Origin of the sequence: Croceimicrobium hydrocarbonivorans (assembly GCF_014524565.1) — a bacterium.
Classification (GTDB): Bacteria; Bacteroidota; Bacteroidia; order Flavobacteriales; family Schleiferiaceae; genus Croceimicrobium; species Croceimicrobium hydrocarbonivorans.
On the sequence record NZ_CP060139.1, the window covers coordinates 1,209,073 to 1,232,573 of the forward strand.

A 23,501-nucleotide genomic window follows, 5' to 3' on the forward strand; every position below is an offset into this window, starting at 1 on the left:
CCTAGAACTCCTCCAATTCAAAGCCCAGCACCTTACAATGCTCCCAAAAGGCAGGATAGGACTTTCCTACTACTTCAGGGTTTTCGATTTCAATAGGATGCAATAAGGCCAGCGCGGCAAAGCCCATGGCCATGCGATGGTCTCCATAAGTTGCAATGCTTTGCAAGCTGGTTTGGAAGCCACCTTTTAAATGAAGGAAGTCTTTTCCAACTTCAGATTGCTGCCCGAATTTCTGCAATTCTTTTTGCAAAGCGGCAATGCGATCCGTTTCCTTTATCCGCAAGGTTTGCAGTCCGGTGAATTGTACTGAATGCCCTTTAGCAGCATAAGCCGGAATTAAGGTCTGACTCAAATCCGGTGTATCCAATAAGTTTATTTGAGTCGGTATTGGCAATGCTTCGGCTTTATGAATACGAATGCCGGAACCGATAAAAGTTTGATCTACTCCTAAGGGTGCCATCAATTGAGCAACAATAGAATCACCCTGCATACTGAACTGCCTGAATCCGGGTAAATAGATTTCCGCTTCCTGCGCCAAAGCCGCCATGGCTAGCCAATAAGAGGCGGCAGACCAATCTGGTTCCACCGTCATTTGTTTAGGGAAATCAAGTTCTGTTTGAGCTGGAATGCGTACTTCATTGCCCAGTACAAAAACTTTAAAACCCATACGGCGCATGCAATTAGCCGTGAGGTAGATATAAGGCATTGAAACCGGCTGCCCAGCCCATCGCATTTCGAGGCCTTGCTCCAGAGAAGGAGCAATCATCATCAAAGCGGAAAGGTATTGACTGGATAGGCTGGCATCAATATGCAACAAGCCACCCTTTAGCTTACGACCCTTGATCTTTAAGGGTGGGAATCCCTGTTTTTCCAGGTATTCAATCTCTGCCCCTAAATCGCTTAAAGCTTTGACCAAAGGTGCTATCGGACGTTCCCGCATGCGCTCAGATCCATCTAATATCCATTCACCTTTTTGCGTAGCTAGAAAGGCCGTGAAAAACCGCATGGCCGTTCCTGCATCTCCGGCATTAAGCTCCTTTTGATTGGGGTAAGATGCTAAAAGTTGCTGCAAGATTTCACTGTCCTTACTATCCGAAAGACCACTTAATTGCATTTCCGGAGCATACAATGCTTTTAGAATCAAAAAGCGATTCGACTCACTTTTTGAGCCTGGCAATTGAATGCGACCGCGCACTATTCCGCTCGGATGTGAAAGTCGAAGCTTAGTCATGAAAGCATTGATTGTAACGCTCCAAAACCGATTGCATGGGCACTTCAATATCATAAACTCCTACCCCACATTCGCGAAGCAGGCTAAAGTGTAAATGGCTACCCTTATTTTTCTTATCTCCTAAAAGCAAGGTCTTTAAGTCCTCAGCTTGGGGTTTGAGCTTGGGAACAGAATAGAGTTTCTGAATATCAGTTTGCAAAGCCTGCACTTCATTGATATCGCATCCCGCGAAAGCGGCCGAGAGCGAAAGCTCCACTTGCATCCCCAGGGCCACGGCATAACCATGGCTTAAGGGCTGTCCCGCCTGCTGATGCCAGGATTCCAAGGCATGCCCAATACTATGACCGAAATTTAAAATCTTACGCAGTCCACCTTCATGCTTATCTTGACTTACCACCCTGGCTTTTATAGCTACCGAATGGGCAATTAAGGCCGAATCAATTTGAGCAGCAGTTGGCTTTCGCCGAATAAGAGCTCGATAATGTTTAGCATCAGCAATAAGGCCATGTTTCAACATTTCGGCCCATCCCGAAAGAAACTCCTCCTCAGGCAAAGTATCGAGAAACTCGGGTAAAATGCCCACCATTAGTGGTTCTGTAAACAGACCAATGCGATTTTTATAGGCCCCGAAGTTAATGCCCGTTTTAGCACCAACAGAAGCATCCACCATAGCTAGCAGGGAAGTGGGAAAATTCACAAAATCGATTCCCCGCATATAGGTCGCGGCGGCAAATCCTCCCAGATCGCTAATCACTCCACCACCCAAATTGATCAATAAACTATGGCGATCCATTTCCAGGGCCCCGAAGGCATCCCAAAGCTGAGCCAGTACTTCCAGAGATTTGGTATCCTCACCCGGCTCTAATTCTACAACTTCCAATTTATTCGGATCCAAATCAGGAAGCTGAGACAGAAAGCCTGGCAAGCATTGATCATGGGTATTGGAATCGCAGAGTACCGCAATCTTAGAATAGTCCTTATTCCGAACTAAGGATTGGAATTGCGCCAAGGCCCTTTCTTCGAAAAAGAGCCCGTATTTCTCCAGTTGATCGATCATAAAATCAAAGGTAAGCAGGCTCTTCGGAATAGTGATGGGAATCGCCGGAAGGGACTTGGATTTGCAGTAAATTAGTATGTAATTCGTCGCTGCAAAATTGAGCTCCCCTAAAACGAGTAAACAGATGAGGGATAAGGTTTTGCAAGCCTCTTAAAAATTGCGAGATGTTAGACTTCAACGATACCAAAACCGCTTTTATCTTAAAGTCGGATAATCAGTTACGGAAAGCCTATTGGCTCTTTCGCTTGGTAGCCAATTCAAGTTTAGTAGGACTGGGCCGTCGTGCCAGCAACCTGGCCATTAAATTGGGCCTCCCCATCCGAACGGTAGTTAAGCAAACCGTGTACGATCAATTCGTGGGTGGCGAAACCATTGAGGAATGTCAGGCTATTATCGATAAACTGCGCGAACATGGTGTTTCGGCTCTTTTGGACTTTGCCGTGGAAGGCAAGGAAACCGAAGCCGACTTTAATGCCACCAAGGACGAAATCGTAGAAACCATTCAATATGCCGGTGGTCATCCCGGAATTCCCTTTGGGGTTTTTAAAGTTACCGGTATTGCACCCTTTGATTTATTAGAACGCCATAGTGCCGGCCTGCCCTTTAATGAGGTGGAAGCCCGCGCTTGGGAACGTGCTAAAAGCCGGATGGAGGAAATCTGCTATACCGCCAATAAATATGGCCTTCGCATTATGATTGATGCCGAAGAAAGCTGGATTCAGAAAGCCATTGATGAGATGGCCCGCGAAATGATGGAGCGCTTTAACCGCGATCGAGTGGTGGTAATTAATACCCTGCAGATGTATCGCAAGGATCGCCTTCAATTCTTAAAAGACTCTTACCACGAAGCCCGTGAAAAAGGCTATTTCTACGGAGCCAAATTGGTGCGTGGTGCCTATATGGAGAAAGAACGTGATCGCGCGGCCGATAAAAAATACCCCGATCCCATTCATGCCACCAAAGCCGATAGCGACCAAAGCTATGATGATGGCATCCGTTTCTTAATGGAACACCTGGACACCATTCTGGTAGTGGCTGGTAGTCATAATGAGGAAAGCGCCCGACTTTTGGCCGAAAAGGTAAATGAACTGAAACTCGACCCTAAAGATGATCGGGTTTGGTTTAGCCAATTATACGGCATGAGTGATAACCTCAGCTTTAATTTGGCCAAGGCCGGATATAATGTGGTGAAGTACCTGCCTTTCGGGCCGGTTACCGAAACCCTACCCTATTTGATTCGTCGGGCGGAAGAAAATTCCAGTGCCTCTGGTCAAAGTGGTAGAGAGCTTAGCCTCATTAAAAAGGAAATGAAGCGACGCGGACTGGACTAATTCTAGTTGGTCTCCATTGGCGATACCGCCAAAACAGTAGCAATAGAATCGCAGTTCTCAATGCGGAAGCTCTTCATTCGATCTTTTAAATCGAGATGATAAACATTGCAGCCCTCGTCATTGATTTCACTTTTATTGAAGTCTACGCGAGCACGCTCCAAAGCGTATTGTAAATCGACGGTATCCGCAGAGTTCACTTCTGGTGACAACTGAATTTCCTTCAAGCGTAGGTCGTAGAGCACGCGATCGTTAGGAAAATAATTGCATTCGATATCTCGGTCGCCAAAAATGAAAAAGACTAAAAGGCTACCTAAGCCTACTCCGAGTAAATAATAGAGGATTTTTCTTCCGATGCGCATACGCTGTATTCAATGGCGACAAAGGTAGAAGGGCCGAACATTTTTTTAAGACCTTTACACAAGATATCCGTAAAAAAATGATGGATCTAAAAAATTTACAGGCGGGAGACGAGCATTATAAGGCCTTTGTAGGACCGCCTTTGAAATACGATCTTTTAGGCGCTCTGCAGTTTACCTTGCTCACAGCCGCAGGTTTGCGGGCCGATCACACTTTATGCGATATTGGTTGCGGCTCTCTTCGAGCTGGTAAATTGCTCATCCCCTACCTCAACAGCGGTAATTATTACGGAATTGAGCCTAATCAATGGCTAATCGATGAAGCGGTAAGCCAAGAGCTAGGTCAGGACTTAGTAGAGCTTAAACAACCGAAATTCTTAAACGGGGCCAATTTTGAGATTAGCAAATTCGAAGAAAAGTTCGATTTCATTCTGGCTCAAAGTATCTTCTCACATGCCAGCGGCTCGCAAATTCGTGCCTGCTTAAAAGAAGTTCGTCAAAGTTTAAACCCCAAGGGCATTTTTGTCGCCACCTTTATTTGGGGCAAAGAAGATTATGAAGGGGAAGAATGGGTGTATCCCGGTTGTGTTTCCTATCGCCCGAATACCGTTAAAGATTGGGCTTGGCGAGAATTTGGCTTAAAGATGAAAGTATGCGACTGGCCACATCCAAATGGTCAAAACTGGGCCATCTTTCATTTACCTGGACAGGAACATCGTATTGATCAGATTGCGCGCTTTAGCATGGATGCTTACAAAGCGGATGTGGTTGCTATCCCCGACCAGCAAAGCGGTGGGGTACTCAATAACTTCAAAGCTAAATTGAAAAGCTTAATCGAATAAAAGATCGACCTCTGCATAAGGCAGATCAAACCACTCACCAATTCCTTTCCGAACCAAATTTCCTTTGTAGAGGTATAAACCTTTGCGGATATGTCTCTGCAAGTGCAGCACTTCTTCGATCCCTCCAGCTTCACCGATGGAAAGCAGGACGGGCGCCATAATATTGCTAAGCGAAAAGGAGGCGGTCCGACTTACCCTAGAAGCAATATTCGGCACACAATAATGCACAATATCAAATTTGCGGAATACCGGTTGATCATGACTGGTAAGGTCGCTGGTTTCAAAGCAACCGCCCTGATCGATACTTACATCTACCACCACACTACCAGGCTTCATTTTTCGAACCATATCCTCAGTAACCACACAAGGAGTGCGCCCCGTTTCGGAACGAATGGCCCCTACTGCCACATCGCAGCGCATCAAGGCCTTTTCCAAAATTTTAGGCTGAATTACACAGGTATAAATCGGAATATTATTGAGCATGGATTGCAGGCGGCGCAATTTGGAAAGTGAGCGATCAAAAACCTTCACATTGGCCCCTAAACCCAAAGCCGTGCGAGCCGCAAAGGTTCCTACCGTTCCTGCTCCGATAATTACTACTTCAGTAGGTGGTACACCCGAAACGCCGCCCAGCATAAAGCCTTTGCCTTCATTGGCATTGCTAAGATATTCGGCCGCAATTAGGATGGAGGTGTTTCCAGCAATTTCGCTCATACTGCGAACCACGGGCACTATGCCATCTTCATCTTCAATATTCTCGAAGCTCAGGGCCGTAACCCCTTTCTTCATTAAAGCTTTGAAGTACTTTTTACGGCGGGTTTTTAACTGCAAGGCCGAAATTAAGGTTTGGCCTTTCTTCATCAATTCAATCTCCTCATCGCTAGGTGGCTCCACCTTAACGATCATGTCCGCTTCGAACACCTCCTTTGCAGAGTAGACGATTTTAGCACCGGCTTCAGAGAAATCCTGATCTGAATAATGGGCATTTAAACCCGCATTGGTTTCTACAATCACTTCATGACCGTGCTCTACCAATAGGTTTACCGCATCGGGGGTAAGAGGAATTCGTTTCTCCTGCAAGCAAGTTTCGGCAGGGATGCCGATCTGCAAATGCTGTCGGGATTTTTGCACTTCCAAAACCTCCTCCTGAGGCATTAATTCGGAAGAGGAAAAGCTTAAAAATTCAGGCTTACTCATGGTGGTGACTTAAGCGGATAATGCGGCTTTCGGCCGAAGTAACTTCGATTTCAATCAAGGCAAAATCGGGGGGTATTAAGGTACTAATTTTTTCAGGCCACTCCATAAAGAGGTAATCTCCGCGATCGAGGTAATCTTCCCAGCCCATATCCCAGGCTTCGGATTCATCTTCGAGACGGTACCAATCGAAATGAAAAATTTGCTCCCCCTTAGCTCCCTGGTATTCATTAACCAAAGAAAAGGTAGGGCTGCTTACCTCATCCTTTACCCCTAATGCTTTGCAAAGAGATTTTATTAAAGTGGTTTTACCCGCTCCCATTTCTCCTTTAAACAAGACTAAAGAATCCTTTAGAGCTACTACTATTTGGGGTGCCAAATCTGCCAATTCAGCTTGACTGGCTATTTCAAATGTGTGACTGACCATTACACAAATTTAAAGCCTTCCCATAATCTTCCTACAAGTCGAAATGAATCAAGGTTTAAAAAGTTTGCAAGGCAATAAACTCATTCAACAGGAAAGAAAAAGCAGCGAACTGGCCTTGGAAGTCTGGAATGCAGCCAAGCTTTGGAACCCACTAAAAATAATAGACCAACAAACCTTGCCTAAGCTGCGACTTAGAGCCATAAGTAAGCAATCTACCAACAGCGTAACAGCCAGCGGCGATCCCTCCGTAAACTAAAAAAACTTGGCCTGCAAATTCAGCATCCCTGATTATTGCCAAGCCAAAAACAGCTGTACCTGCGCTCGCAATTGCGGCTGAATAAAACGGATAACTAATGATTGTATAAACTTGGGATCGGTTTGCAAATCTTTTTAAGTCCGGCTTAGCATCTTGATTCCTCAGAAAAGCTCGTATTTCAGAGCTGGTATACAGCTTAAGATCAGTATCAACCTGTCCACTGGGCCGATATTGGGCAGACATCGTGAAACTGAACAAACTAAAAATCAATACAATAAAAAAGGGTACGGTTTTCATAGAAAAATGAATTATCAGGTTTTAAAGGCTAGAATACATAATTCTAATCGAAAAGTAATTTTGATTTACCCTAGATAAACGCAAACTGCTCTCGAGATCCTGATTATCCTTGGTTTCGGTAAGCTCCCCGCAATTAGCCTTCCTGCTTAAGACTTTCTATATCAAGTATAAGTTGATTAACAGAACTGAGGTTTAATCCATTATAGATTCCGCGGATCCTGCGCTGCTTATCTACCAACACAAAATTCTCCGTATGCAGGAAGTCATCACTGCTTTTTACGAGTCCTAAATCCTCCTCTACGAAATAACCTTTACGCCCCAAACTATAAATCAAATCGCGATCACCAGTAACCAAATGCCATTTGCCAGAAATCACCTGATGAGCCTGGGCATAGTCTTTCAAAACGCTAACCGAATCATAGTCTGGAGTGACGGAATGAGAGAGCAATAACACTTCATTATCATCTAAGAATGCCTTCTGAAGTAAGGACATATTAGTGGTCATTTTAGGGCAAATACCCGGGCAAGAGGTAAAGAAAAAATCAGCGACATAGATCTTTCCCTCAAAGGTTTTCTCGTTAATGGAATCGCCTTCCTGATTAATAAGTTGGAAGGGAGGAATCTTATGAAAGTCCTTTAATTCAGTAGAATTGGGCTCTAGCCAATGCGGAGTAAAACTAGCCTCATTATAATAAGGCAGTTCCGAAATGCTGGCCACTTGCTCCTTCTCTCCAGTCTGACAAGATACCAATGCGAGGGACAGGCAAAAAATAGCCATGCCATGCCTAAAACTCCAGTCCTTCCTCTTCCAATTGAAAACAGAGCTTAGAGCGTTTAAGTCCGTAAATACGGCCATCCTTAACTTCATAGTTATTAAATAATTTTCCGTTTTCTCGCCAAGATTGTTGCAAGCCACTTTCTTTACCCATTGCGAGCTGTAGCTTCTTAAATAAAAGCCCGGATTTATAATATTGTAGCTGCTCTCCATCTGGCACCCCCTCCTTAAAATTAGAAAGGGTTCGGAGCTTTCCATTGCGCCACCAGCTTCGCGATTCACCACTTAATTTTCCCTCTACATAATTGGCCTCATAACTTAGGCTTGCATTGGCAAACCATTTACGATAGAGCCCATGTTTCTTCCCTTGAGAATATTCAATTGAGCTGGCCCGACTTCCATCTGGATAGCGAGAAATCCCGGTTCCCGTAAATGGCAATCCTCTATAAAAAACCTCTCCGCTAAGCCTATTCAAAATCAAGGAGTCGCTTGACACGATAATAGCATCATCCAAAACTCTAGACTCTGTCAATTGAAGCGGCTCAGCCTTGAAGTTACAAGCGACTACAATGAGCCCTAGAAGTAGGCTATAAAACTTATTGAATCGCATTAGGTGTTCCCTGATAATCCCCGGGGAAGATGATATAATACTCTCCCAGATAAGCAGAATTTTGAATGTGATAATGGTATTCGCCTTCACTATTATGCTGGGTTACTGAAGTATGTCCGCCAGAAGCATCCAAATCTGTTGGATAGGTACCGGTAGAATGACATTTTCTTCCGTAAATGAAAAAGCCGTCTGCAATAATTCCTAGCAAAGCATCGTCGTCATCGCTCCATGCTTTTGGCTCCAAATGGTAATGGTAACTCTGCGGTCCGGTGTGGGCTGCAGTATAATCCAAGGAAACCACAGCATCATTCAAGGGAACATTAGGCCCTTCTTCATCATTGTAAATCATGGAACCACTGACTGCCATTCCTATGGCTCCCAATCCGGTTGAAGTGCTGCTGCTAGCAATACTGGGATTAGCAGGAACTCGCAGAGTATAGCTCCCATTAAAATCATCAATATTCCCTGGGGCCATATCTTGATAGCTAGTCACCGTAGGCTCCACAAATAAAGGATGATTAACGGATGCCGCAGGGGTAGTTAAGGTATTTCCCATGGGATCAGTTGCGGTTCTAGCGGTGGTATTTGACCAATAGGGTGAAGTATGATTGGGCAATCCATTTGATTCCAGCACTACCTCAGATCCATCTAGATAAATTGTGAAGTTATCCGAATCGAACTCCGAAAAAGCAGCGTGTAGGCTGGAGTTGTTTTGGTTGGAAGTATTTGAGTTGTCAGTGTCGCTCTCCTTATTACAAGCAGATATCAGCAGTGCTGAACATAAAACGCTTAATGCTTTTCTTTTCATAAGTATAAATCATTAGTACCTCTTGTAGACTTAGGAAGTCGAGGATAGTTTAATTTGAAAAGAAAAATATTTTTTGCCTCCGCCTCAAATACCTGTTTTAATGAACATTAAAATGCTTGCAAACTCCATTGAAAACAAAAAAAGGTCAGAAACAATCGACGGATAATCGAATGTTTCTGACCTTCTAATTCAAATATTTACTTAGGATTTTGGGCTTAGATTTACGAAGGGTATTATCATCTCCTCTAAGCTCACCCCTCCATGTTGATAGGTGTTCCGATAGTACTTCACATAGTGATTGAAGTTATTGGGATAGGCGAAAAACAAATCTTCCTTAGCAAAGATGTAAGCGCTATTGATATTTTGCTTGGGCAGATGCACTGCCTCCGGAACTTTAATCTCCAAAACATCCTTCCCTTGATAACTCATACCGCGACCACTCTTGTAGCGCAAATTGGTATTGAGACTACGATCGCCCACCACCTTAGTTGGATCTACCACATTAATAGTTCCATGATCTGTAGTTAAAAGCACGGGAATCTTCTTTTCACTTAATTGGCGCAGCATATCCAGAAGAGGTGAATTGCGAAACCAGCTCAAGGTTAAAGATCGATAGGCTTTATCATTATCCGCTAATTCGCGAATCACCTTCATATCGGTTTTAGCATGGCTGAGCATATCCACAAAATTGTAGACAATAACATTCACCTCATTTTTCAGTAAATTATTGAGGTTCTCCGAGAGCTTCTTACCGTAATTATGATTGGTTACTTTCTCATAGCCCATGCTGCGGCTGCCAAAGCCTAAGCGCTTGAGATTATCCGCAAAAAAGTCGGCCTCATAATTATTCTTACCCTCATCATCCTCATTGTCTTCCACCCATTTATCGGGGAAGCGTTTCTTGATCTCCGCTGGCATTAATCCTGCGAAAAGGGAATTTCGAGCAAATTGAGTGGCAGAAGGTAAGATGCTCCAATAGGTACGATCTTCTTCTATACTAAAGTACTTTTCAATCTCGGGCTGAATCACCTTCCATTGATCGTAACGAAGGTTATCAATCACCACCAGGAAAAAGGGTTGATCCTTATCCAAACTTGGGCGCACCCAGTTTTGCACCAGGGTATGACTCATTATGGGCGCATCCTCTGGATAGGCGAACCAATCTTCGTAATTGTTTTGTACAAAGCGGAAGAATTGGGCATTGGCCTCACTCTTTTGAGAACGTAAAATTTCATTCAGGCTCTCATCCTCAAGTTTATCCAATTCCAGTTCCCAATAAGTTAAGCGCTTAAAAAGCTGTTCCCAACCTTCGATATCGCGCACCATGGATAGGTCCATCGCCAATTGACGAAACTCCTGCTGGTAATTGCTGGTGGTTTTCTCATTCACCAGGCGGCGGTTTTCCAAATGCTTTTTAAGCGTTAACAGAATTTGATTGGGATTTACCGGCTTGATCAGATAATCGCTGATCTGCGAACCAATCGCATCTTCCATAATGCTCTCCTCCTCGCTCTTCGTGATCATCACCACCGGCAGAGTTGAGAACTTTTCTTTGATATGTTGTAAAGTTTCCAGGCCATCCATACCTGGCATATTCTCATCCAGAAAGACCATTTGGTAGCGTTTTTCCTGCACCATATCCAGTGCATCGGAGCCATTATTGGCTGTGTCTACCTGGTAACCTTTGGCTTCCAGAAATAATATATGAGGTTTCAGAAGATCTATCTCGTCATCAACCCAAAGGATTTGAATATTGTCCATATTTTCGTTTTCGAATTTACCCTGCCCAACAAGTATACAATTTTGAGGCGTACCAATAAGCTTAAGATACTTAACGATCCGATTTACGGCTTCATTACGATTCCCAGCCCCTTTATTTTTGATTTGCTGGAACACCCTTATTTCCAACGATTAAGGAGAATCACTCAATTGGGATTAACCTATTTGGTTTACCCCGGAGCCTATCATACCCGCTTTCATCATGCGCTTGGCGCCATGCATTTAATGCGGAAAGCCGTTCACCTCCTTCGTGAGAAAGGCCACGAAATTACGCCAGCAGAAGAAGAAGGCGTATACATTGCGATACTTTTACACGATATCGGTCATGGTCCCTTCTCCCATGCTCTGGAAAATTCCATCGTGCCCGGTATCGATCACGAAGCTCTTTCACTAGCCTTTATGGAAGAGCTCAATTTGGAGTTCGAAGGTAAATTACAATTGGGCATCGACATCTTTATGGATCGTTACCCCAAGCAATTCCTACATCAATTAATTAGCTCTCAGCTGGATATGGATCGCCTCGACTATTTACGTCGGGATTGTTTCTACACCGGTGTTACCGAAGGGAAAATTAATTCAGAGCGATTGATCACCATGCTCAATGTGGCCGATGATCAGATTGTAGTCGACTCCAAAGGCATTTACAGCGTAGAAAAATTTATTGTGGCCCGCCGCTTAATGTATTGGCAGGTCTATTTGCATAAAACGGTTTTAGGAGCCGAGTATCTGCTAATTCAAATCTTGAAAAGAGCCCGCATGATTTATACCGACCGTATGCCCATGCCATCGGTGCTAAGACCATTTTTAAGCGGTGCTTTACCGGAAGGCAGAAAGGCCTTGGTGGCACAATATGCTGAGCTGGACGATAATGATATTATGGCAGCTATTAAGGAATGGCGTAAAAGCGATGACACCACTTTGGCCATGCTTTGCAATCGACTGCTCGACCGAAATTTATTAGGGGTGCGTATGCAAGATCATCCCTGGACGGAAGATGAAATGTTGGAGCTCAGAAAAGCGGCCACCGAGAAATACGGAATTAGTGAAAAAGATGCCCGCTACTTGATCTTCCAACAGGAAATAAGCAACAATGCCTACAACCCGGAAAAAGATCGCATTAATTTACTTTATAAGGATGGTAGCCTGGTAGATATTACCGAAGCAGCGGATCAACTAAATATCAGCGCCTTAGCAAAACCAGTGGTTAAATATTTCCTATTTAGCCCTAAATCCTTACTCAGCTCCTAAGAGCCTTTATTTGTACTTTTGGACCAATGGAATTCAGCGCGCAACAAATTGCCGACATGCTGCAGGGTAAAGTAGACGGCAACCCCGAGGTTAAAGTCCACAATCTCAGCAAGATCGAAGAAGGAAAGCCCGGTACTCTGAGCTTCTTAGCCAATCCGCAATACACCTCCTATATATACGAGACCCAAGCATCGATTGTAATTGTTTCGGAAGATTTTAAGCCCGAAAATGCAATTGCCTCTACCCTCATTCGGGTAAAAGATGCCTATGGTGCTTTTGCGAAATTACTAGAAGCCTACAGCAGTTTACAAAATACCGAGACTGGCATTGAGCCTAGTGCTATTATTGCCGATTCAGCTGAAATCGCCGAAGATGTATACATCGGAGCCGGTTGTCAAATAGGAGCCGGTGTTAAGATTGGTAAAGGCACTAAGATCTATGGCAACACGGTGATTGGCCCCAATAGCCGCATTGGCGAAGCATGCCTTATTCAAAGTGGAGTGCATGTTTACCGCGATAGCCAAATTGGTAATCAGGTGAGCATCCATAGCGGAGTAATCATTGGAGCGGATGGATTTGGCTTTGCGCCGAAAGGATCTGAATATTCTAAAGTGCCACAAATCGGAAATGTTCGCATTGAAGATGGGGTAGAGATCGGTGCCAATACTACAATTGACCGTGCTACCTTGGGTTCGACTATCATCCGTAAGGGAGTAAAACTCGACAACCTGATTCAAATCGGGCATAATGTGGAGATTGGTGAAAACACCGTAATCGCCGCACAGGCAGGTGTTGCAGGATCCACCAAGGTAGGTGCTAATTGTATGATTGGTGGTCAGGTTGGTATTTCCGGTCATCTTAAAATTGGCGACCGGGTAAAGATTGCCGCCCAAAGTGGAATTATGAATAATATTGAAGATGACAGCGTAATCATGGGCAGTCCCGCCTTTGGGATTTCTGATTACCGTAAGTCCTATGTATATTTCCGCAAATTGCCCAAATTAATTAGCGAGCTCCAAAAAAGCATCAAAGGTTCATGAGCAAGCCACAAAACACCTTAAGTCAGAGCGTTAAAATCTCTGGCTTTGGCCTCCATACCGGAGCCGAAGTAAGTTTACATTTTCAACCGGCAGCAGTCGACTACGGAGTAGTTTTTAAACGTGTAGATCTGGATGGAGCCCCCGAGGTTCCTGCTCTGGCCAGTTTTGTAACCCATACAGAGCGAGGCACTACCCTCGAAAAAGGCGCTGCGGCGGTAAGCACAGTGGAGCATGTTTTAGCGGCCCTTACTGGACTGGATATCGACAATTGCCTTATTGAAGTGGACGGACCCGAAATGCCAATTATGGATGGCAGCAGCCTACCCTTCGTTAAGGTATTAGAAGAAGCGGGTACTCAAGCTCAGGATAAAGACAAACAGTATTTTGAAATCAAGGAAAGCATTCGTTTTTACGATGCTGAGGAAGATGTAGAGCTGATTGCCGTTCCCGCCGATGAATATCAAGTTTCGGTAATGGTAGATTATGGCACTAAGGTTTTAGGTAGCCAAAGTGCCCAACTCAATAAAATGAGTGATTTCAAATCCGAAATTGCCCCTTGCCGTACCTTCAGCTTTTTGCATGAATTAGAACTACTACTCGACCACGGATTAATTCGTGGTGGCGATTTAAATAATGCCATCGTTTATGTGGATCAGGAGCTTTCACCTGAAAAACTGGAGAAATTAAAAAAGGCATTCAAGAAAGATCAGGTATCCGTTAAATCCAATGGAATTCTGGATAACCTTGATTTACACTTCACAAATGAAGCCGCCCGTCATAAATTATTGGACGTAATTGGCGACCTTCGTTTAGTGGGTGCCCCTATTAAGGGAAAAATTATTGCTTCAAAACCTGGACACAAAGCCAATACTACTTTCGCCAAACTGTTAGCCAAAGCCATGAAAGAACAAATGCAACGCGCCGATATTCCGGCTTATGACCCCGACCAAAAACCGGTTTATAACGTAACTGAAATTCAGCACATTCTCCCCCACCGCCCACCATTCCTCTTGGTAGACAAGGTGATGGAGATTAGTGAAGATCATGTTATGGCGGTTAAAAGCGTAACCATGAACGAGCCTTTCTTCGAAGGTCACTTCCCGGGAGCTCCGGTTATGCCAGGCGTACTGCAAGTGGAAGCAATGGCACAGGCCGGAGGCATTCTGGCCCTAAGCACCGTACCCGACCCCGAAAACTACCTCACCTACTTCTTAAAGATTGACAATGTTCGTTTCAAGAAACAAGTTGTTCCTGGCGACACCTTGATCTTTAAATTGGTGATGACAGAACCGATCCGCCGCGGCATCGTAAAGATGACCGGAAAAGCCTATGTAGGCAGCTCACTGGTTTGTGAAGCCGAAATGATGGCGCAGATCGTTAAAGAAAAGAACAAATAATGAATCAACCTCTCGCCTACGTCCACCCCAGTGCTAAGATTGCCCCCACCGTGGTAATCGAACCTTTCACCACCATCCATAAAAATGTGGTGATTGAAGAAGGTACCTGGATTGGATCCAATGTTACTATTATGGAAGGTGCCCGCATCGGTAAAAACTGCCGAATTTTCCCGGGTGCTGTGATTTCTGCCATTCCTCAGGATTTGAAATTCGAAGGAGAAGACAGTACCGTAGAAATCGGAAATAATGTAACCATCCGTGAATTTGTAACCATCAACCGAGGCACCAAGGCCCTGGGCAAAACTGTAATTGGCGATAATAGCCTAATTATGGCCACCGCTCACGTAGCGCACGATTGCGTAATTGGTAAAAACTGCATCGTTGTAAATGGTGTACTCCTGGCCGGTCACGTTGAAGTAGACGATTGGGCCATTATTGGTGGACTTTGTGCCGTACAGCAATTTGCCAAAATTGGCACCCATGCCTTTGTAGGTGGTGGATCATTAGTACGTAAAGATGTTCCTCCCTTTGTAAAGGCGGCTAAAGAACCTATTTCCTATGCGGGTATTAACTCTATTGGCTTGCGCCGAAGAGGTTATACCAATGAGCAGATCAATGAGGTACAGAACATTTACCGTATTCTTTTCCAGAAGAATTACAATGTTAGTCAGGCTTTATCTATCATTGAAGCCGACTTCGAAGCTACCCAGGATCGGGATGAAATTCTCACTTTTATCCGGAATTCACAGACCGGAATTATGAAAGGTTTCCGCCTCGAGTAAATGAAATTAGAATACCGGAAGGCCGGTCGTCGCTTTCCCGGTCAAATAGTATTTCAAAACCTTGATCTCGAAATCGAGGCTGGCAGTCATTGGGCTATACTTGGTGCCAATGGCAGTGGGAAATCCACCTTTCTAAAAACAGCTTTCGGCGCTCTGAGCCTTAGTGAAGGTAGCCTCCAGCATTCTATAGATGGGCAGACAGTAGACATGCAAAGCGCGGCTTTAAACATCGCCTATGCCGCTCCCTATTTCGAGTTAATCGAAGAACTCACTGTGCTGGAATTCCTAAAAACCGCCCAGGGTTTTCGCACTTTCAAAAATCAATTAGGGCCCCAGGATATTGTCCAGAAAGCCATGCTGGAAGAGGCCGCAAAGCGAAAAATCCGCTTTCTGAGCTCCGGTATGAAGCAGCGCCTTAAACTTTGTTTGGCACTTTTTTCAGAAGCAAAGTTGATTATCCTGGACGAACCTACGTCCAACCTCGATCGAGCGGGAGTCCAGTGGTTTCGGGACTTATTGGAAAATGAAATCGAAGATCGCAGCCTTTTAATCGGTACAAATTACAATGAAGACGAAGGCTTTCTTTGTGATCAGCATTTAAGGGTGACCGATTATCAATAGGCTTTAATATTTTTGCTCAAAATCATTAAGATGGCAGATACTTCAGATATCCGTAATGGATTGTGCATCACCTTTAACGGTAACCCTCATCAAATCATTGAATTTCTTCACGTAAAGCCCGGCAAAGGCCCAGCTTTCGTGCGCACTAAATTACGGAACCTCGATACCGGTCGTGTAATTGACAACACCTTCCCTTCCGGATCGAAATTGGAAATTATTCGGATCGAAAACCGGAACTATCAGTTCTTATACGAAGATCCCAGCGGATGGCACTTCATGAACATGGATGATTTCAACCAAATCACCATCCCTAAAGAATTAATCAATGCCCCTCAGTTTTTGAAAGAGGGTATGGAATGTCAGGTATTGTTCCATGCCGACGAGGATCGTCCATTAGTATGTGAGCTTCCTCAAAAGGTTGCATTAGAAATCACCTATACCGAACCCGGAATTAAGGGCGACACCGCCACTAACACTTTGAAGCCTGCAACGGTAGAAACTGGTGCCGAAATTCGTGTACCTTTATTCATTGAGCAAGGCGAGAAAGTGGTGATCGACACTGCTTCCGGCGATTATAAAGAACGTTATAAAGGCGAATAATGGATTTCAAAAAGCCGCTTCAACTTTCCGAATTAGCAGATTTCCTGCAATGCGGCTTCCGTGGCGAGGCTGAACACCTCACCTATGGATTTAATGAAATTCATCGTGTTCGTCCTGGTGATCTGGTTTTTGTAGATCATCCTAAATATTACCAAAAGGCTTTAGACTCTGCCGCTACCACCATTATTATTAATCAGGAAGTAGAGGTTCCAGAGGGAAAAGGTCTTTTAATTTCTGAGGATCCTTTTCGGGATTTTAATCGACTTACCCGCAAGTATTTCCCTTTCCAAGCTCGTGAAACTGCAATAGCAGATGATGCTGAAATTGGAGAAGGAACCATCATTCAACCCGGCTGTACCATTGGTCATGGAGTTAAGATTGGCAAAGACTGTGTAATTCACGCTAATGTGAACATTGGTGACAATTGCCAGCTCGGCGATCGGGTAATCATCCAGGCTAATACCGTAATTGGCTCTGATGCTTTTTACTATAAAAAGCGTGCTGAAGGTTTCGATCGCTTACTCAGCGGTGGAAATGTTGTGATTGAGGACGACGTCGAAATTGGCGCTTCTTGTACTATTGATCGTGGCGTAAGTGCGGATACTCGCATTGGCAAAGGCTCTAAATTCGATAATCAGGTGCATGTAGGTCATGATACCATTGTGGGCGAAAAATGTCTTTTTGCCGCTCAAGTAGGTGTGGCCGGCTGTACCATTATTGGCAATGGCGTTACCCTCTGGGGTCAGGTTGGTGTGAGCTCTGATATTACGATTGGCGATAAGGCTGTTGTTCTTGCTCAATCTGGTGTATCGAAGTCTTTGGCCGGTGGCAAAGTGTATTTCGGATACCCTGCCGACGAGGCGCGGAAACGTCACCGTGAAATGGCTTCACTACGCTTATTACCCGAGATTATCAATCGCATTGAATTGGAAGAATAATCCTCAAGCTTATTAAAAAGAAAGCCCCGCTTTGCAGCGGGGCTTTTTTATTGGATTGAATTATTTCCTAGTGGAAAGGACAAACATCAGCAGTGGCCTTATTCTGAACAATAAGGTTACTGATATTATGATTGATAGTACAAGTACGCGCTACCTCATCATAAGTAATAGCATCAATTTCACTAGCGATGGCCTGTAGATAACCAGGAATAACAGGCTCAGTATCAGAAGTGGTCACATTGCTATTTAAGAGTTGCTCATTTTGAGAAACTACCAGGGTAATACCCATATCCATCATCCGTAATCCTTCACCGATAAACACTTCCTGACGGATATTGTAAATCGCTTCCAACATAGCATCACCAGTAATACCAGTAACCATTGCTACATCATAAGAAGTACCGGAAACGGTAGGTACATTTACATTACCTCCTTGACGGTATAGCACTAATCCTGCACGACCATCAACGGTAATATCGGTACTATCAGGACGAGTTCCGGGATTACGCTCGGTACGGTCTTCAGTAGCATCATTTAAGCTACGAACCGGACGATTAGACACCACAGTAAAGAGATCGGTGAGGGCCAGCAAAGCTCCTGGATCATTACCGGCAGCATTGGCAGCCTCGGCTTTGATCAAATGAGCCTCTTCTACTTTGAATAAAGGAATTTCAGAATCTTCGTTGGCAGAAATTACCGCGAACTTAGGATCCAAGAAATCCAGCTTAGGCAAGGGTTGCAAGTCGTCGAAACTACCGCGATCATACAAGGCATCTTGTAATGAGTTTACGGTATAATCTAAACTATTGCTATTACCGCGGCTGTTCTGTGGGTCGAATTTAATAGTGCGCAGAAACTCAGCGTCATCAGCAATTACCGCATTAGCCATAGCTACGGCATTGGTAGCATCACCTTTAAGGTAATAGGCACGCATCATACCGGCTTTAGCCGAAGTATTCTCACTGGTGGTATTTGAGGTATTAAAGTAATTGATAGCGGCATCTAAATGCGCATCACTACTCATTACCGGACCAGCAGCGGAACCTGGTAAATTGCGATAATACATGGCAGCCCAGAGATGAGACAATCCAGCGAAGAATTCAAATTCTGCCTGTACTGTTGCATCGTAATTGGGATCATTAGGTCCAATCTCGGATAATCCGAAGAGGGCCATTTCGCGAATACGGGCAATATGGAACTGGGAATCATCCACATCATCATCTTGCCAGTCGATAGTTAAACCATCTACAAACTGATTGAAGAAGGTTTGGGTATTTACATAATTGTCGGAAGCAATCTCAGCTACAATCAAATTGTTGTTAGCGGTAATGGCCAGCTGACGCTCTAAACCATTTAACCAACTTTTAGATGAGTTAGGCTGCCCTACCAAGGCGTCTTCCGAAAGGTTGGGGTTCACCACATCTGTGGGATCCACCGCTTCACAACCTACAATTAGCAATGCTGAAGCGGCTACGATCGAAACTTTAGTCAATAACTTTTTCATCTTGCTTTAAATTAAAGGTTAACACGTAAGGTTGCTAAATAGATGCGAGGAGCACTCTCGGTACCGAAAGCAAAACCACCACCAGCGAAACCACCTTGGGTACGAATACCAGAACCAGTAACATCGGGGTCGAAGCTAGAGCTTACCCAGTTAAAGGCATTCTGCAGGGTAAATCCAAGACGCAAGTTCTTGATGCGGCTGTCTAATAGGCTACCGAAGTTGTATTCCACACCTACGGTACGTACCTTAATATAATTGGCATCTTCTACCCAGTATCCTGCTAAGTCGAAGAAGGAAGTAATACCAGCGTCTAATACTTCTTGTGGGAAACGATCTTCATCATTCACGCCACCGAAATAACGCAGTACATCATCTACGTTTACACCTTGACCACCAAATTGGTAATCACCGTTTAAGAATACGCTTAACTTATTGTTCCAGGTATAGTCGATTCCGAAAGTACCGAAGGTTGGAGAGAAGGTAGTACCTAAATAAGCATTACGCTCTACCTCATAGCCACCATTACCATCAGATACAACCTTAGCACCGCGTAGGTAACCCAAAGGCTGACCTTGATTAACCCAAGAACCGAGGAAGGTAAAACCACCTACCACAAATTCTGGTGCACCACCAGTGCTCAGTACATTGTTTTGGTTGTAGTTATAAGAGAAGCGAGCATTCATATTATGCTTCTCAGAATTAAGGATATTCACTCCTAAAGCGATTTCGAAACCGGTGTTTTCGATTTCACCTACGTTTTTCTCCTGTGCGCTCTGACCAGTAGATGGGGCTTGTGGAGGCGTAAAGAGAGCACCCTCAGTAAGCGTACGATAGTAAGTAAATCCTAAGGTTAAACGCTTGAACAAGCCGATATCAACACCCACCTCTGTGGTTTTGGCAATCTCGGATTGTAGTTCAGGGTTCCCTGGATTATCGAAAGCAAAAGATTGTAAACCATTGTAAGGATTCAAGGCAAAAGTCAAATCATTCGCAAATGGCGTTGGGAAAATGGTTGCTTCACCATAGTTGGCTCTGAATTTCATCAAGTGTACCACATCCTTAGAGATATTATTCTTGAAGAAAGCCTCATCAGAGATCACGTAAGATCCACCTAATTTAATCAGCGGAATTAAACCAATCTCATCACCAAAAGCGGTGTTACCATCAAAACGAAGACCCAGGTCTAAGAAGAACTTGTCTTTCCAACCTACGTTTTCGGCGATGTACAATCCGTAAGATGTTACGGTATTATAGAAATCCTGTACACTTTGATCGGCGGAGTTATTTACAGACTCTGAACCATCAGGCACACCAGTGGCACTGATTAAAGTCTGATAATCATTTTGACGGAACATCTGACCACCCACAGTAGTGATGAAATCAAAGTCTCCTACTCTTTCGCGATAAGCGGTATTTAAGTTGGCACTTAATACTAAGAAGTTACGTGTACTAACATCAATATAACCTTGATCCGTAGTTCCATCAGGGTAAGAACCCTTTACAATTTGCAAGGCATTGGTACCTAACTCCTGTTGCTTAGAATTACGACTATCCAACCCGAAGTCGAAGGAAACTACCACCTTATCACTCACATCGTAAGTAAAGTTGTTAGCCACGTTAAAGCGGTTAATTCTTTCGGTAATGGCTGTTACATCAGCTTCATCCTGTAATTGCTGCTTAAGGTTATCGAGGTAAGTTTGGTTAGAGTCACCAACATTACCATAGGAGCCACCTTCGATATTACCGAAACGAGAATAGCTGGTATTCGCATTATAATCACGGGTAAACTCAGAATTCGAGTAAGCCAATGAAGCAGAATAGCGCAAGCGGTTTGAAACGCGAGAGGCTACTGTAGTACGGAAATTGCGACGAGTTTGCTGGTTAACAGCATTAAAGCCATCGTCCTGGTAAATAGAACCAGAGAAGCTATAGTTAAAGGCGTCGGTACCTCCTGAGAATCCCAAGCGGTAGTTTTGCACGAAACCAGGCTCGAAAACGAGGTCCGCAGTTTCCTGCCAACGTAAGAAGTCGGTAGTACCGCGCATCTGACCTAATTGAGTTTCGAAGTAAACATTCGAACGACCGGCTTTTCCACGCTTGGTGAAAATTTGCAGCACCCCATTCGCAGCATCAGCACCATATAAGGTTGTAGCTGCACCACCGGGGATATACTCGATACGATCAATATCCTCCATCGGAATATCAGCAATGGCAGAAGACTGCGCACCACCGGTATTTAATCCCAAACTGGGGTTTGAGTTCAAGTTATCCACCCGTACTCCATCGATCATAATTACCGGAGTGGTGTTCGTATTAGCTGACACCGGACCCCGTGAACGAATGATTGAAGCGGTTCCTGGCTGACCGGAACTCAACTTAATCTGAGCATTGGGTAATTTGGATTGAATTAATTGATCCAGCTGCATCGCAGGCGATTTTTTCAGCTCTTTCGAATCAATTGATGAAACGGTGGTCGAGATCCGTTTTCGACTCACCCCTACCCCTTGTCCGGTTACTACAACTTCGTCCAATTGCTCATTGGACTCTTTCATGAACACGTCGATAGTGGTGTTGGATCCCACTTCCCGTTCTTGTGTTGTAAAACCTAAAGAAGAAATAACAAGGATTGATTTAGGACCGGCAACGGTGATGGAATAAGAACCGGAGGCATCTGTAGCCGTACCATTTTTAGTTCCCTTCTCAATCACCGAAGCTCCGGGGATAGGCTCTCCGCCCGGCCCCTTAACGGTTCCTTTGACTGTGCGCGATTGGGCAAAACCCACCTGCACGCATAGCGCTAACAGTAGCGTTAGCACCGCTTTGGTTGTTCGCATAGCTATAATTTATTGGTTATCCACTACCAAAAATGTTAAAAAAAGTTTAATTGACAAGCCGAATCACTTAACGCAAACTTAATTTAACAGCCAGCACATTTAGCAAGAATCGCCAAGTGCTTCTAAACTAATACTATAGAACAATTAATATTTTTTCTGTCCGTAGAGGTCCAGATATACAAGGAAGGATGTAAAGCCCCAAACCGGTAAGGTGGCCTTATCCATGTCGAGGAAATTATTCAAGAAACCATGGGTCCAATAGGTTATCAAGCCCATTAATGCCGCCAAAGCCAGCACTTTAAGTTCATGATCCTCTACTTTAGAATAGGCCCTAATGCCGGTCCTAATACTTAGATAAACCAGAATTAAAACCAAAATCAATCCTAAGGTTCCGCTTTCCGCCAATGGACCGATGTATTCACTATGGGCATTGCCCATATCTCCATTATTGGTAGAAATAATAGTTTTCTCGCTCGGTTTCTGATAAGGGGCATAGAGAAACATATAAGTGCCGGGGCCATGACCAAATACCGGCCTTTCGCCATACATGCGGAAAGCCGATTTCCAGCGATTGATACGTTCCATATTAGAAGCATCAGTAGAAATATTACTGATCGACTCTACATGCTCACTTAAATCGTCGCTACTAGTGGTATCATTCTTTTCGAAGCGCTGCATAATATCTCCTTGGAAATAAAACAAAGCGCCGATAAAGGCGAAGACCATCAAAACCAAAATCTCTTTCCGCAGGCGTATCCACACCATAAAACCTGCCATTCCCGCTACCACCAGACTCACCCAAGCGGCCCGTGTATAGGATAAAACCACGCCCGCCAATAAGATCAGCAATACTGTTCCTGCCAATAATTTGCGGTTCAGATCCCAATTCATGAAAAAGGTAAAGGCTACCGCTATTGGGATATATAGTGCTAATACCGCCCCATAAGAAGTATGCTCCTTAAAGAAGGGGAACATTACCCATACTGAGGCATCTTTAGTAAAGCCCCACTGAGCATGCACGGTGACCGTATAAATAACCACCGCTGCCAGAGGCAATAGATAGAGCCAGAAAAAGAGATAGGTACGTTTTCGATCTTGAAAAAGGCGCGACATCAAATAAAAGAATACCGAAACGAACCAAATACGGGCAATGAGGTATTTGGCACTTACCAAGGGTAACTGTGAAGTTAGAGTGGTAACAAACATCCAAAAGATCATTGCCAATATGGCTACCGATACCGGATGCTTCACCAGTTTCAGGTCGAAGTTCCCCTTAAAAAGGATCTTGGCAAAAAAGATGAGCATGATCCCGAAAAGCAAGGGCTCCGTAGGCAGAGTAAAGCCGACTTTAAGGGTGGGATGAAGATAAAAAATACTAAGGGGGGTACTGAAGATCACGAAATACAGGACCTTATCCAAAGCCAGGAAAGTCATGGTAACCACCAATAGCGCTACCGGAATTAAGAGGGCCCAATATTGCTGGGACACAATAAGTCCGATATTCAATAATGCTACCAGTAAGCCCGTAAGGTATACCGGCCGATCTTCCTTATGAAATTGAATACCCCTCAAGC

Annotated in this window: 22 protein-coding genes; 9 read left to right on the plus strand and 13 right to left on the minus strand. The window is 44.3% G+C overall.

From position 1 onward, the window contains the following. Position 1: 1 nt before the first annotated feature. Entirely contained in the window at positions 2-1,231 is a 1,230-nt protein-coding gene (locus H4K34_RS05605) for a 3-phosphoshikimate 1-carboxyvinyltransferase (protein WP_210759843.1), read from the minus strand. Next, positions 1,224-2,288 (minus strand): 3-dehydroquinate synthase, encoded by a 1,065-nt coding sequence (gene aroB, locus H4K34_RS05610; RefSeq protein ID WP_210759844.1) that lies wholly within the window; start codon positions 2,286-2,288, stop codon positions 1,224-1,226. The genes H4K34_RS05605 and aroB overlap by 8 nt, the downstream gene beginning before the upstream one ends. Positions 2,289-2,452: 164 nt before the next feature. Between aroB and H4K34_RS05615 the strand changes: the two genes are divergently transcribed. Then, positions 2,453-3,619 (plus strand): proline dehydrogenase family protein, encoded by a 1,167-nt coding sequence (locus H4K34_RS05615; protein ID WP_210759845.1) that lies wholly within the window; start codon positions 2,453-2,455, stop codon positions 3,617-3,619. A gap of 2 nt (positions 3,620-3,621) precedes the next feature. Here the strand turns inward: H4K34_RS05615 and H4K34_RS05620 are convergent, their stop codons facing one another. Further along, on the minus strand, positions 3,622-3,978 hold the full coding sequence (locus tag H4K34_RS05620; RefSeq protein WP_210759846.1) for a hypothetical protein: 357 nt from the start codon (positions 3,976-3,978) through the stop codon (positions 3,622-3,624). 77 nt (positions 3,979-4,055) lie between these two features. Between H4K34_RS05620 and H4K34_RS05625 the strand changes: the two genes are divergently transcribed. Beyond that, a complete protein-coding gene (locus H4K34_RS05625; RefSeq protein WP_210759847.1) occupies positions 4,056-4,817 on the plus strand; it encodes a class I SAM-dependent methyltransferase in 762 nt (253 codons plus the stop codon). On the opposite strand, the gene H4K34_RS05630 is transcribed toward H4K34_RS05625, so the two are convergent. The 7 genes from H4K34_RS05630 to porX form a co-directional block, all read right to left on the minus strand. Continuing rightward, on the minus strand, positions 4,806-6,014 hold the full coding sequence (locus H4K34_RS05630) for an alanine dehydrogenase (protein WP_210759848.1): 1,209 nt from the start codon (positions 6,012-6,014) through the stop codon (positions 4,806-4,808). The two genes, H4K34_RS05625 and H4K34_RS05630, sit on opposite strands and share 12 nt — an antisense overlap. After that, the gene (tsaE, locus tag H4K34_RS05635; protein WP_210759849.1) at positions 6,007-6,438 is read right to left on the minus strand and encodes a tRNA (adenosine(37)-N6)-threonylcarbamoyltransferase complex ATPase subunit type 1 TsaE; all 432 of its coding nucleotides are present in this window, start codon (positions 6,436-6,438) and stop codon (positions 6,007-6,009) included. Before tsaE ends, H4K34_RS05630 begins: the two co-directional genes overlap by 8 nt. A 151-nt stretch (positions 6,439-6,589) precedes the next feature. After that, positions 6,590-6,991, minus strand: coding sequence for a hypothetical protein (locus tag H4K34_RS05640; RefSeq protein ID WP_210759850.1), 402 nt, complete (start codon positions 6,989-6,991; stop codon positions 6,590-6,592). A 133-nt stretch (positions 6,992-7,124) separates the two neighbouring features. After that, the gene (locus H4K34_RS05645) at positions 7,125-7,769 is read right to left on the minus strand and encodes an SCO family protein (RefSeq protein WP_210759851.1); all 645 of its coding nucleotides are present in this window, start codon (positions 7,767-7,769) and stop codon (positions 7,125-7,127) included. A gap of 7 nt (positions 7,770-7,776) precedes the next feature. Beyond that, a complete protein-coding gene (locus H4K34_RS05650) occupies positions 7,777-8,298 on the minus strand; it encodes a toxin-antitoxin system YwqK family antitoxin (RefSeq protein ID WP_246452205.1) in 522 nt (173 codons plus the stop codon). A gap of 64 nt (positions 8,299-8,362) precedes the next feature. After that, positions 8,363-9,184, minus strand: coding sequence for a YHYH protein (locus H4K34_RS05655; RefSeq protein ID WP_210759852.1), 822 nt, complete (start codon positions 9,182-9,184; stop codon positions 8,363-8,365). A gap of 201 nt (positions 9,185-9,385) precedes the next feature. After that, the gene (gene porX, locus H4K34_RS05660; RefSeq protein WP_210759853.1) at positions 9,386-10,945 is read right to left on the minus strand and encodes a T9SS response regulator signal transducer PorX; all 1,560 of its coding nucleotides are present in this window, start codon (positions 10,943-10,945) and stop codon (positions 9,386-9,388) included. 42 nt (positions 10,946-10,987) lie between these two features. On the opposite strand from porX, the gene H4K34_RS05665 reads away from it, so the two are divergent. Genes H4K34_RS05665 through H4K34_RS05695 form a run of 7 tightly spaced genes read left to right on the plus strand, consistent with a single transcriptional unit; the run spans position 10,988 to position 17,589 of the window. Next, entirely contained in the window at positions 10,988-12,211 is a 1,224-nt protein-coding gene (locus tag H4K34_RS05665; RefSeq protein WP_210759854.1) for an HD domain-containing protein, read from the plus strand. Positions 12,212-12,237: 26 nt separating this feature from the next. Further along, positions 12,238-13,251 (plus strand): UDP-3-O-(3-hydroxymyristoyl)glucosamine N-acyltransferase, encoded by a 1,014-nt coding sequence (lpxD, locus tag H4K34_RS05670; protein WP_210759855.1) that lies wholly within the window; start codon positions 12,238-12,240, stop codon positions 13,249-13,251. Further along, complete coding sequence (locus H4K34_RS05675; RefSeq protein WP_210759856.1) at positions 13,248-14,648, plus strand: bifunctional UDP-3-O-[3-hydroxymyristoyl] N-acetylglucosamine deacetylase/3-hydroxyacyl-ACP dehydratase; 1,401 nt, start codon at positions 13,248-13,250, stop codon at positions 14,646-14,648. Before lpxD ends, H4K34_RS05675 begins: the two co-directional genes overlap by 4 nt. Further along, positions 14,648-15,430 (plus strand): acyl-ACP--UDP-N-acetylglucosamine O-acyltransferase, encoded by a 783-nt coding sequence (gene lpxA, locus H4K34_RS05680; RefSeq protein WP_210759857.1) that lies wholly within the window; start codon positions 14,648-14,650, stop codon positions 15,428-15,430. The genes H4K34_RS05675 and lpxA overlap by 1 nt, the downstream gene beginning before the upstream one ends. Next, entirely contained in the window at positions 15,431-16,051 is a 621-nt protein-coding gene (locus H4K34_RS05685; RefSeq protein ID WP_210759858.1) for an ABC transporter ATP-binding protein, read from the plus strand. A 30-nt stretch (positions 16,052-16,081) separates the two neighbouring features. Beyond that, positions 16,082-16,651 (plus strand): elongation factor P, encoded by a 570-nt coding sequence (gene efp / locus H4K34_RS05690; RefSeq protein ID WP_210759859.1) that lies wholly within the window; start codon positions 16,082-16,084, stop codon positions 16,649-16,651. Continuing rightward, a complete protein-coding gene (locus H4K34_RS05695; protein ID WP_210759860.1) occupies positions 16,651-17,589 on the plus strand; it encodes a UDP-3-O-(3-hydroxymyristoyl)glucosamine N-acyltransferase in 939 nt (312 codons plus the stop codon). Before efp ends, H4K34_RS05695 begins: the two co-directional genes overlap by 1 nt. Before the next feature lie 67 nt (positions 17,590-17,656). On the opposite strand, the gene H4K34_RS05700 is transcribed toward H4K34_RS05695, so the two are convergent. The 3 genes from H4K34_RS05700 to H4K34_RS05710 all read right to left on the minus strand — a co-directional run bounded on the left by H4K34_RS05700 (position 17,657) and on the right by H4K34_RS05710 (position 23,499). Further along, complete coding sequence (locus H4K34_RS05700) at positions 17,657-19,093, minus strand: hypothetical protein (protein ID WP_210759861.1); 1,437 nt, start codon at positions 19,091-19,093, stop codon at positions 17,657-17,659. An 11-nt stretch (positions 19,094-19,104) separates the two neighbouring features. After that, a complete protein-coding gene (locus H4K34_RS05705) occupies positions 19,105-21,927 on the minus strand; it encodes a TonB-dependent receptor domain-containing protein (protein WP_210759862.1) in 2,823 nt (940 codons plus the stop codon). A 144-nt stretch (positions 21,928-22,071) separates the two neighbouring features. Further along, a complete protein-coding gene (locus H4K34_RS05710; RefSeq protein ID WP_210759863.1) occupies positions 22,072-23,499 on the minus strand; it encodes an O-antigen ligase family protein in 1,428 nt (475 codons plus the stop codon). Between the last annotated feature and the right edge of the window lie 2 nt (positions 23,500-23,501).

What these genes read in the sequence shown, in the direction of transcription:
- tsaE (WP_210759849.1), bottom strand. Translation starts at nt 6,438, where the DNA reads ATGGTCAGTCACACATTTGAAATAGCCAGTCAAGCTGAATTGGCAGAT.
- H4K34_RS05645 (WP_210759851.1), bottom strand. Translation starts at nt 7,769, where the DNA reads ATGGCTATTTTTTGCCTGTCCCTCGCATTGGTATCTTGTCAGACTGGA.
- efp (WP_210759859.1), top strand. Translation starts at nt 16,082, where the DNA reads ATGGCAGATACTTCAGATATCCGTAATGGATTGTGCATCACCTTTAAC.
- H4K34_RS05625 (WP_210759847.1), top strand. Translation starts at nt 4,056, where the DNA reads ATGATGGATCTAAAAAATTTACAGGCGGGAGACGAGCATTATAAGGCC.
- H4K34_RS05620 (WP_210759846.1), bottom strand. Translation starts at nt 3,978, where the DNA reads ATGCGCATCGGAAGAAAAATCCTCTATTATTTACTCGGAGTAGGCTTA.
- lpxD (WP_210759855.1), top strand. Translation starts at nt 12,238, where the DNA reads ATGGAATTCAGCGCGCAACAAATTGCCGACATGCTGCAGGGTAAAGTA.
- H4K34_RS05615 (WP_210759845.1), top strand. Translation starts at nt 2,453, where the DNA reads ATGTTAGACTTCAACGATACCAAAACCGCTTTTATCTTAAAGTCGGAT.
- H4K34_RS05700 (WP_210759861.1), bottom strand. Translation starts at nt 19,093, where the DNA reads ATGAAAAAGTTATTGACTAAAGTTTCGATCGTAGCCGCTTCAGCATTG.
- porX (WP_210759853.1), bottom strand. Translation starts at nt 10,945, where the DNA reads ATGGACAATATTCAAATCCTTTGGGTTGATGACGAGATAGATCTTCTG.
- lpxA (WP_210759857.1), top strand. Translation starts at nt 14,648, where the DNA reads ATGAATCAACCTCTCGCCTACGTCCACCCCAGTGCTAAGATTGCCCCC.
- aroB (WP_210759844.1), bottom strand. Translation starts at nt 2,288, where the DNA reads ATGATCGATCAACTGGAGAAATACGGGCTCTTTTTCGAAGAAAGGGCC.
- H4K34_RS05695 (WP_210759860.1), top strand. Translation starts at nt 16,651, where the DNA reads ATGGATTTCAAAAAGCCGCTTCAACTTTCCGAATTAGCAGATTTCCTG.
- H4K34_RS05640 (WP_210759850.1), bottom strand. Translation starts at nt 6,991, where the DNA reads ATGAAAACCGTACCCTTTTTTATTGTATTGATTTTTAGTTTGTTCAGT.
- H4K34_RS05685 (WP_210759858.1), top strand. Translation starts at nt 15,431, where the DNA reads ATGAAATTAGAATACCGGAAGGCCGGTCGTCGCTTTCCCGGTCAAATA.
- H4K34_RS05705 (WP_210759862.1), bottom strand. Translation starts at nt 21,927, where the DNA reads ATGCGAACAACCAAAGCGGTGCTAACGCTACTGTTAGCGCTATGCGTG.
- H4K34_RS05630 (WP_210759848.1), bottom strand. Translation starts at nt 6,014, where the DNA reads ATGAGTAAGCCTGAATTTTTAAGCTTTTCCTCTTCCGAATTAATGCCT.
- H4K34_RS05605 (WP_210759843.1), bottom strand. Translation starts at nt 1,231, where the DNA reads ATGACTAAGCTTCGACTTTCACATCCGAGCGGAATAGTGCGCGGTCGC.
- H4K34_RS05675 (WP_210759856.1), top strand. Translation starts at nt 13,248, where the DNA reads ATGAGCAAGCCACAAAACACCTTAAGTCAGAGCGTTAAAATCTCTGGC.
- H4K34_RS05655 (WP_210759852.1), bottom strand. Translation starts at nt 9,184, where the DNA reads ATGAAAAGAAAAGCATTAAGCGTTTTATGTTCAGCACTGCTGATATCT.